Raw genomic sequence first — 7,741 nt, 5'->3', positions numbered from 1 at the left:
AAGAACTATTTTTTAGCAAGTTGTTGAAAATACAGCAAATCAAGAAAAATCTATCTCGCATTCCATACCTATGTAGATATATTAATATAGAAGATTTAGCAAGTTAGATTTTCTTGTAAAGTGGTGTTAGTCTAAATTAAATATTATAATAAGGATAGTTTATACAGTTAAAATATATTTATTAGATATATCTAGAGTGCAAAGAATTGCTTGAACGGAAGAGCATAATAAATTAGTATAAGCAGATACTAAGAATATCATAGAACATTATGATTTTAATTGTATAAAAAAAGAAAAGAGATAAGATATAAAAACATAGAGGAGAAGGAGATATTATGATAGAGAAAGAGAAAATAATAGAAACAGGATGGAACTTCGACAATAGCTATGCTGATTTAGCTGAATCATTTTTTACCAGAATTAACCCAACTCCTGTAAAATCGCCAAAATTGATAATTCTAAATAGTCCCTTGGCAAAATCTCTAGGGTTAAACGTTGAGGCTTTGCAAAGTAATAATTCAGTAGATGCATTTGCTGGTAACAATGTTCCAAAAGGATCTGAGCCTATTGCTCAAGCATACTCAGGACATCAATTTGGACATTTTACTATGCTAGGTGACGGTAGAGCTGTGCTACTTGGGGAACAAATAACACCTTCAGGAGAAAGATTTGATATTCAATTAAAGGGCTCAGGTAGAACACCGTATTCACGAGGAGGTGATGGTCGAGCATCACTTGGACCTATGCTACGTGAATACATTATAAGCGAAGCAATGTATGGGCTTGGTATTCCTACAACACGTAGCCTAGCAGTTATAACAACAGGTGAATCGATAATTCGTGAAACAAGACTCGCAGGTGCAATACTGACTCGTGTAGCGGCGAGCCATATTCGTGTAGGAACCTTCCAATATGTTTCCAAATGGGGGACTGTTGAGAAACTCAAATCCTTAGCGGACTACACAATACAAAGGCATTTTGCATATATTAAAAATGATGAGAATCCATATATTTCCTTACTCAAGGAAGTAATAAATGGTCAAGCTGAGCTAATTGCTAAATGGCAACTAGTTGGATTTGTACATGGGGTAATGAATACTGACAATATGACTATTAGTGGAGAAACAATTGATTATGGTCCTTGTGCTTTTATGGATGCCTATAATCTTAAAACTGTATTCAGTTCCATCGATCTTCATGGCCGATATGCCTATGGTAATCAGCCGGATATTGCAGCATGGAATTTAGCTAGATTTGCTGAAACACTAATTCCATTGATCCATGAAAATCAGGATAAGGCTGTTGAACTGGCTAAAAATGCTGTTTTGGATTTTACTAAACTGTATCACAATAACTGGATGGCAGGTATGAGATCAAAACTAGGATTGTTTAACGAAGAGGCACAAGATGAATCCCTTATTGAAGACCTTCTTAGTATGATGGAAAAGTATAGTGTTGATTATACAAATACATTCCGTGCATTAACTTTTGATAAGATAGAGGATACAGCCCTAGTTAACAAAACCGAATTTACTAAATGGTATGATTTATGGAAGCGCAGATTAGGTAGACAACAGCAATCAAAAGATGAATCACACGGGTTAATGAAAAAGTCTAATCCATCAGTAATTCCTCGTAATCATCGAGTAGAAGAGGCACTAGAAGCCGCGGTGGAAAAAGGAGATTATAGTGTTATGGAGAGACTGCTTAATGCTTTATTAAAACCATACTCATATTCCCCTGAACAGGAAGAGTACTCAAAACTACCTGCTGCATCAACATGTTCTTACAGAACTTTTTGCGGCACTTAATATATAACTTTTATAGAGAAAATTTTAGTTCGAAATTTAAACTACCTTAATAACATAAAAAAGGAATAAGTAATAATATATAAGTTCTATTGACACCTGAAATTTGAATTGATATAATTCGAATTTCAGGTGTCTTTTTATTAGATACTTCAGTAAAAAATTTAAAATATAATTAAGTTAATATAAGGAGTTATTAATATGAAACAACAATCTAAAATTAATGTTTACTATTTAGGAAAAACGTATCCTTTATATACAAAAGTAGATGTATCAATAAAAAAAGTTATTATAGAATGGGATGGTAAAGCTTTTATATGTACCAGTCCACAAGAGGGGGAAATAGATATTGCTAATGCTATTAAACTCTTCTATACAAAAGCTAGTAAAAAATTAATTGAAGAAAGATTAAAATTATATCAGCCACAGTTTAAAGTGAAATACAAATCTTTCTCTATAGAAAGCCACCAAAATAAATGGGGAAGCTGTAGTTCGAAGAGGCATTTAACTTTTCATTGGAAATTAATAATGTTTCCTTTAAATGCAATTGACTATGTAGTCGTACATGAACTGTGTCATCTAATACATATGAATCATGATCGTTCCTTTTGGCGTTTAGTAGGTAAAGTGTATCCAAAATATAAAGAAGTTATGGACATTCTGGGAACAGAGAAAACTAGATAACCATAGAAAATAGAAAAAGATTATCTTAAAAGAAATTCTTATGTAGTTTAATAAGATTTTTACTAAGGTATACTCAAATACATTAAACTGTTAAAAATAATATAGTTATAGATAATAAATCTAAAAGTTATAAAAGATTTTAATAGAATAAGAAAGTCTATATTTCTATTAGAAATATAGACATGATTTAAATCAATCGCAGGTTACTGGATAAATCAAAAGACATTCTCTTTTTTGTATATTACCCATAGAATATGTTATTTCCTGATTTTGAATAAATCTATTTATACTTATTTTTCTATTCATTTTATAAGGGATTTGCATTATAATAATGTCTTCTTCTGAAAATGTACTGCTATAAGTATATGGATCAAATAAGTATATGAAGTCTTTATCTATATCTGTAACTAGTACATAGTGATGTACGAAAGAGTTAAAATATACTGTTACTGCGGCTACACCTTTTTTCTTAATACATGAGTATATTTTATCAATACAAACTTCTCTACCCCATATAAAATCACTTGTTATTCCGAAACATTTATGTGAACTATAAGCATTTAGCCAATTAGAAATAAGCTCTACAGCAAGTTTAGAAGTTCCACCTTTACCAGATTCTCCTTTTTCATCAAATACATCAAGAGAAGAAGTTGTAATTTTTGTTATGAGTTCAGGATTAATTTTATCTAGAGGAAGCAAGTAATTCAATGCATTTAATAATGTGGTAGGAAAACAATCATAGTTAGAGCGTTGATAGCACAAAGGAAACTTCATACATAACCTCCTTATTATACTCTCTCATTAATGATTATTTGTTAAAAAGCCCTAATATATTCATAAGATTTTTTATCATATTGCAATAATAAGTATAAGAATATATATTATAGCGGATATTTATATCACTGAATATAGTATTAGAAGAATAACAAGAAAAGCAAAATACATAAAAACAACAAGGGAGTATCTTTTGTTGTTAATTAAAAAAATGATATAAAAATACTGTTTTTTTAGTAATATTACGATTTCTAAACAACTTTATTACAGAATTATTTATGAACTAGATAAATTAGAAGAACTAAGGGTATAATTTTATTGGGAAAAGTAGGTAAAAAATATCTTAACTGGAATCAATAATTAACGGATATTGTAATACAATTTTTGAACTTTATAAAGGAGATTTCAATGAAAAGACAAAATTTGAAAATAGAAAATATACCTGCAATTTTGTGGGGGGATAGATCAGATTCATTATTTGTAGTGGTACACGGTAATAGGTCAAATAAAGCAGACGACGCTATTGTTATATTTGCAGAAGAAGCAACTGCGATGGGTTATCAAGTAGTTAGTTTCGATTTGCCTGAACATGGTGATCGTGAGAATGAAACTTATGCTTGAAAAGTTCAAAATTGTGTTCACGACCTTAATACTATTATGAATTATGCAAAAGTATTATCAAATGATATAAGTGTATTTGCATGTAGTATTGGGGCATATTTTACTTTATTAGCATGTAGCAATGAGACGTTGAAACAATGTTTATTTCTCTCCCCCGTGGTAAATATGGAACGTATTATAAATAATATGATGGCATGGTTTAACATAAGTGAGGGTAAATTAAAAGCAGAAAAAGAAATTTTGACACCTATTGGACAAACACTTTATTGGGATTATTACTGCTATGTGAAAGAACATCCTATTGTTACTTGGGATAAGCTAACAGCAATTCTCTATTGCTCACAAGATGAAGTATGTGAATTTGATGTAGTATCTACATTTGTAAACTGTTTTGGTTGCAATTTACAAGTAATGAAGAATGGAGAACACTATTTTCACACAGAAGAGCAATTACAATTTTTCAGACAATGGCTAAAAAAGCATATATGTGTTAAGTAATATAACCTAAGTTAATAGCAAGAGTTTTAAAATTTAAGACGTTAGAAGTGTATAAATTATGATATAACAAAAGGTGAAGGAGACTATTGCTAGAATATAACTTAAAAAATATTTCATAAAGAATAATAAAATCTTGTTAACCTACTCAATAAAAGTAAACCATATGCTTTTATATGTAGTTCACGAAGGAGTTTATATGAAAAATAAAAATTGGAAAGATATATATTATTTAAAATCTGGTAATTTTAAGCAAAGGAAAATATATGAAATACTCATAAATACACAAATTTTAAATATATTAAATGAGTATACCCCAGTATTAGTAGGAACAATACCTATAGGGATTGATATAGAAAGTAGTGATTTAGACTTAGTTTGTGAAGTTGATAATTTTGAGATATTTAAAGAAGTATTAATAAATAATTTCAAAGAATATAAAAGCTTCAAAATTGCACATAAAGAAGAAAATGTGCTAGTTTGCAATTTTAGAGTAAACGATATTGAAATAGAAATATATGGCTCAAATGATGATGTTGATAAATCAAATGGATATAGACACATGATTATAGAAGATAGATTATTAAATTTATATGGAGATGATTTTGCAAAAGAAATAATTAGTTTAAAGAATAAGGGTTTGAAAACAGAGCCAGCATTTGCAAAAGTACTAAATTTACAAGGTAACCCTTACGAACAATTATTAATACTTGAAATGTATAGTGATGAAGAATTATATAAAATGTATACTAAGTAACTATAATTTAATCTAGTTCGAAATCTTCTTGAAACATGACGGAATAGTAACTTTAAAAATCTACACCTAGCATTCCCCACATATTTATGTTTCAAATATAACTACCTATTTATCAAGTAAGAAGACTGAGAGTCTCCTTTTTAAATTTTAGTCATTAACATATACAATCATATTCAAGTATAGAAGATTAATAAGTAAGTATTTAGAATTAAGAGAGGGAAACCGTACTATAAGTGATTGGTACGGTTTTATTGTTGAAGATTATTTTATTCAATTATTATTTAATACATTTCCAAGCAATTCTATTCCTTCTTTTATTAGATTTTCACTTAGACCTCCAAAGCCCATTAAGAAAATGGGATATTTAAAATTACTATGATTTATCCAATATTTTGAAGTTGGATATATTTTTACACCAACCATTTCTGCCTTTTGGATAATTGTATCCTCACACATACCATTTCTTATTTCTATTAGCACGTGTATACCCGCATTTCCACCAATTATGCGAATATTCGTATTTAAGTGATTTACTATAGATTTCATTAATGTATTATATTTTTTTCCATAAATTTTACGCATTTTTCGGATATGGCGTTCCCAATATCCATTAGTCATAAATAGTTGAAGTGTTTTTTGAGTTATTCTTGAGGTTGGCTGTTCGTACATGGATATATTGTGCTTATATTTATTTAGAAATTTTTTGGGCAAGACCACATAACTTATACGTAAAGAAGGTGCAAGGGATTTTGAAAATGTACCAAGGTAAATAACTCGTTCATCATTATCAAGACTTTGCAAAGATGGAATAGGCCTACCACTATATCGAAACTCACTATCATAGTCATCTTCAATGATGAAACTGTCAGTGTTTTTAGCCCACTTTAAAAGATTTTGTCTTCTAATAATAGGCATCACTATTCCAGATGGAAACTGGTGAGAAGGAGTAATATATACAAGTTTTGAGAAACTCTCTTTTAAAGATTTTAAACAGATTCCATATTTATCAAGGGGAATCGATGTTATTTTAAAGTTATTTTTCTGAAAGATAGATTTGGCACGATCCCACCCGGGATTTTCAATGGCTATTGATTTATTATTAGTATCTGATAATTCACACACTAATTGTAACGAATTGTCAGTACCCGATGTGATTATCACTTGATCGGATGAGCATAATACACCTCTTGATGATCTAAGATATTTTGCTATTTCTTCTCTGAGCTGCAACTCTCCTTGTGGATTTCCATACTGAAGAAGTTCTCTGTGGGATGATTGTAAAGCTTGGGAAGTAAATTTACGCCATAGATTAAAATCAAAACTCTCAATATCAATAGCTCCATAGTTAAAATCATATTTAATAGGATCACAAGGTAAGGGTGGAGAAATATGCATTGCATTAACTTTTAGCGGTACGAGTAAGCTTTTTTCAATTTATAGAACATACATACCACTTCTTTGCCTACTTTCTATATACCCTTCAACTAATAGTTGCTGGTATGCATTATCAATCGTGATTTTGCTGACGCTTAGATGTTTTGCAAGATGTCGAATAGAAGGCAGTTTAGTCCCCTTTTTTATTCTATTAGCTCGTATTTCTTCTCGAAGATATACATAAAGTTGTATGTATAATGGTTGATCAGAATTTTTCTCTAGATTAAGGATTATCTCATTCATAATATACCCCCAAACTGTACCTATTGTTTAAATAATAATTGTATCTATTAACATATACAATCATATGATACACTATTTATAAATCGAGTGCAAAGTAATATAATTTATTGATTTAGATTCATGCATTAAAGGTAGATTTATAGAACGATTAGGAGGTAGAAATTTGTCAGGTTCAGTTAAACCAAATATTTCACTAGACACTTTAGAGAAAGTTGACATTCGAGTAGGAATAGATATTACTAATTAAAGGGAGAAATCAATATGAGTACAAAATATGTTGTTATTATTCAGTGCGATATTGCACATAGAAGATGTAGTGGTTTTGCGTGTACAAGCGCTTTTTATAATAAAGAAGGAATGTTTAAAAAATATGAAGATGGGATAAAATATATTTCTTTTACTTGCGGTGGATGCTGTGGTAAAAGTGTTGCAGCAAAACTAGAGCATTTTGCTAAAAAATCTAGAAAAGCTAATAAAATAAATAAAGATGATGTTGTTATTCATTTATCTTCTTGCATGGTAACTGATAATCATCACTACGATAGATGTCCTAATATTAAGTATATTAAAAGTATAGTTCTAAAAAAAGGATATAAAAACGTTATTGAAGGATCTTTTATAAGTAAAAATGCAGAAAAGAAAAGAGAACAAGATGTATATAATTCTTATTAATATAGAATTAGATAAAAAACAATTAGGCTACTTAAAAATCAGATTTACATATTATAAATATTGCAACAATGAATATATATCATATATATGATGGATAAACCTCTAATGGATTATTACCAAAAAAGAGGATATATAATTTAAAGTGTGTAAACTTCCAAAAAAATGGTGATAATGTGAGATATAATATAATTATTACTTGAAAGGAAGGTGCACACTTTTTATGTTAAATAAAAGTGAGATATTAAGAGAATTA

9 protein-coding genes are annotated in these 7,741 nt (G+C 29.4%); 6 read left to right on the top strand and 3 right to left on the bottom strand.

The genetic code is table 11. The annotated features are described in order from the left end of the window. The first annotated feature begins 335 nt into the window (after positions 1 to 335). Positions 336 to 1,811, top strand: coding sequence for a protein adenylyltransferase SelO (locus Tmeso_RS15530; RefSeq protein WP_099192835.1), 1,476 nt, complete (start codon positions 336 to 338; stop codon positions 1,809 to 1,811). 198 nt (positions 1,812 to 2,009) lie between these two features. Beyond that, complete coding sequence (locus Tmeso_RS15525) at positions 2,010 to 2,492, top strand: M48 family metallopeptidase (protein WP_099192833.1); 483 nt, start codon at positions 2,010 to 2,012, stop codon at positions 2,490 to 2,492. Between the two features lie 192 nt (positions 2,493 to 2,684). Here the strand turns inward: Tmeso_RS15525 and Tmeso_RS15520 are convergent, their stop codons facing one another. After that, complete coding sequence (locus Tmeso_RS15520) at positions 2,685 to 3,266, bottom strand: hypothetical protein (RefSeq protein WP_099192831.1); 582 nt, start codon at positions 3,264 to 3,266, stop codon at positions 2,685 to 2,687. A gap of 384 nt (positions 3,267 to 3,650) precedes the next feature. On the opposite strand from Tmeso_RS15520, the gene Tmeso_RS17110 reads away from it, so the two are divergent. The 3 genes from Tmeso_RS17110 (at position 3,651) to Tmeso_RS15510 (ending at position 5,139) form a co-directional block, all read left to right on the top strand. Then, positions 3,651 to 3,887 (top strand): hypothetical protein, encoded by a 237-nt coding sequence (locus Tmeso_RS17110; RefSeq protein WP_330400378.1) that lies wholly within the window; start codon positions 3,651 to 3,653, stop codon positions 3,885 to 3,887. A gap of 36 nt (positions 3,888 to 3,923) precedes the next feature. Next, positions 3,924 to 4,385 (top strand): hypothetical protein, encoded by a 462-nt coding sequence (locus Tmeso_RS17105; RefSeq protein ID WP_330400377.1) that lies wholly within the window; start codon positions 3,924 to 3,926, stop codon positions 4,383 to 4,385. A 196-nt stretch (positions 4,386 to 4,581) separates the two neighbouring features. Then, positions 4,582 to 5,139, top strand: coding sequence for a DUF4269 domain-containing protein (locus Tmeso_RS15510; protein WP_187296408.1), 558 nt, complete (start codon positions 4,582 to 4,584; stop codon positions 5,137 to 5,139). Positions 5,140 to 5,409: 270 nt separating this feature from the next. Here Tmeso_RS15510 and pdxR read toward each other — a convergent pair whose 3' ends face one another. Together pdxR and Tmeso_RS15500 are read right to left on the bottom strand one after the other, a co-directional pair. Further along, positions 5,410 to 6,534, bottom strand: coding sequence for a MocR-like pyridoxine biosynthesis transcription factor PdxR (gene pdxR / locus Tmeso_RS15505; RefSeq protein ID WP_099192825.1), 1,125 nt, complete (start codon positions 6,532 to 6,534; stop codon positions 5,410 to 5,412). A gap of 39 nt (positions 6,535 to 6,573) precedes the next feature. Further along, positions 6,574 to 6,816: a GntR family transcriptional regulator gene (locus tag Tmeso_RS15500; RefSeq protein WP_099192823.1), complete on the bottom strand. Its 243-nt coding sequence runs from the start codon at positions 6,814 to 6,816 to the stop codon at positions 6,574 to 6,576. Between the two features lie 261 nt (positions 6,817 to 7,077). Between Tmeso_RS15500 and Tmeso_RS15495 the strand changes: the two genes are divergently transcribed. Then, positions 7,078 to 7,488 (top strand): CGGC domain-containing protein, encoded by a 411-nt coding sequence (locus Tmeso_RS15495; protein ID WP_099192821.1) that lies wholly within the window; start codon positions 7,078 to 7,080, stop codon positions 7,486 to 7,488. The last annotated feature ends 253 nt before the right edge of the window (positions 7,489 to 7,741 follow it).

This window comes from Tepidibacter mesophilus (assembly GCF_002724055.1).
Lineage (GTDB): Bacteria > Bacillota > Clostridia > Peptostreptococcales > Peptostreptococcaceae > Tepidibacter_A > Tepidibacter_A mesophilus.
Note: the sequence above shows the minus strand (reverse complement) of the source record. Positions and strands in the feature narration are given on the sequence as shown.

Bases quoted from the DNA above. Each gene is read 5' to 3' on its own strand.
- pdxR (WP_099192825.1), bottom strand. From the start codon at position 6,534: ATGCATATTTCTCCACCCTTACCTTGTGATCCTATTAAATATGATTTT.
- Tmeso_RS15525 (WP_099192833.1), top strand. From the start codon at position 2,010: ATGAAACAACAATCTAAAATTAATGTTTACTATTTAGGAAAAACGTAT.
- Tmeso_RS15495 (WP_099192821.1), top strand. From the start codon at position 7,078: ATGAGTACAAAATATGTTGTTATTATTCAGTGCGATATTGCACATAGA.
- Tmeso_RS15520 (WP_099192831.1), bottom strand. From the start codon at position 3,266: ATGAAGTTTCCTTTGTGCTATCAACGCTCTAACTATGATTGTTTTCCT.
- Tmeso_RS15500 (WP_099192823.1), bottom strand. From the start codon at position 6,816: ATGAATGAGATAATCCTTAATCTAGAGAAAAATTCTGATCAACCATTA.
- Tmeso_RS15510 (WP_187296408.1), top strand. From the start codon at position 4,582: ATGAAAAATAAAAATTGGAAAGATATATATTATTTAAAATCTGGTAAT.
- Tmeso_RS15530 (WP_099192835.1), top strand. From the start codon at position 336: ATGATAGAGAAAGAGAAAATAATAGAAACAGGATGGAACTTCGACAAT.
- Tmeso_RS17105 (WP_330400377.1), top strand. From the start codon at position 3,924: ATGAATTATGCAAAAGTATTATCAAATGATATAAGTGTATTTGCATGT.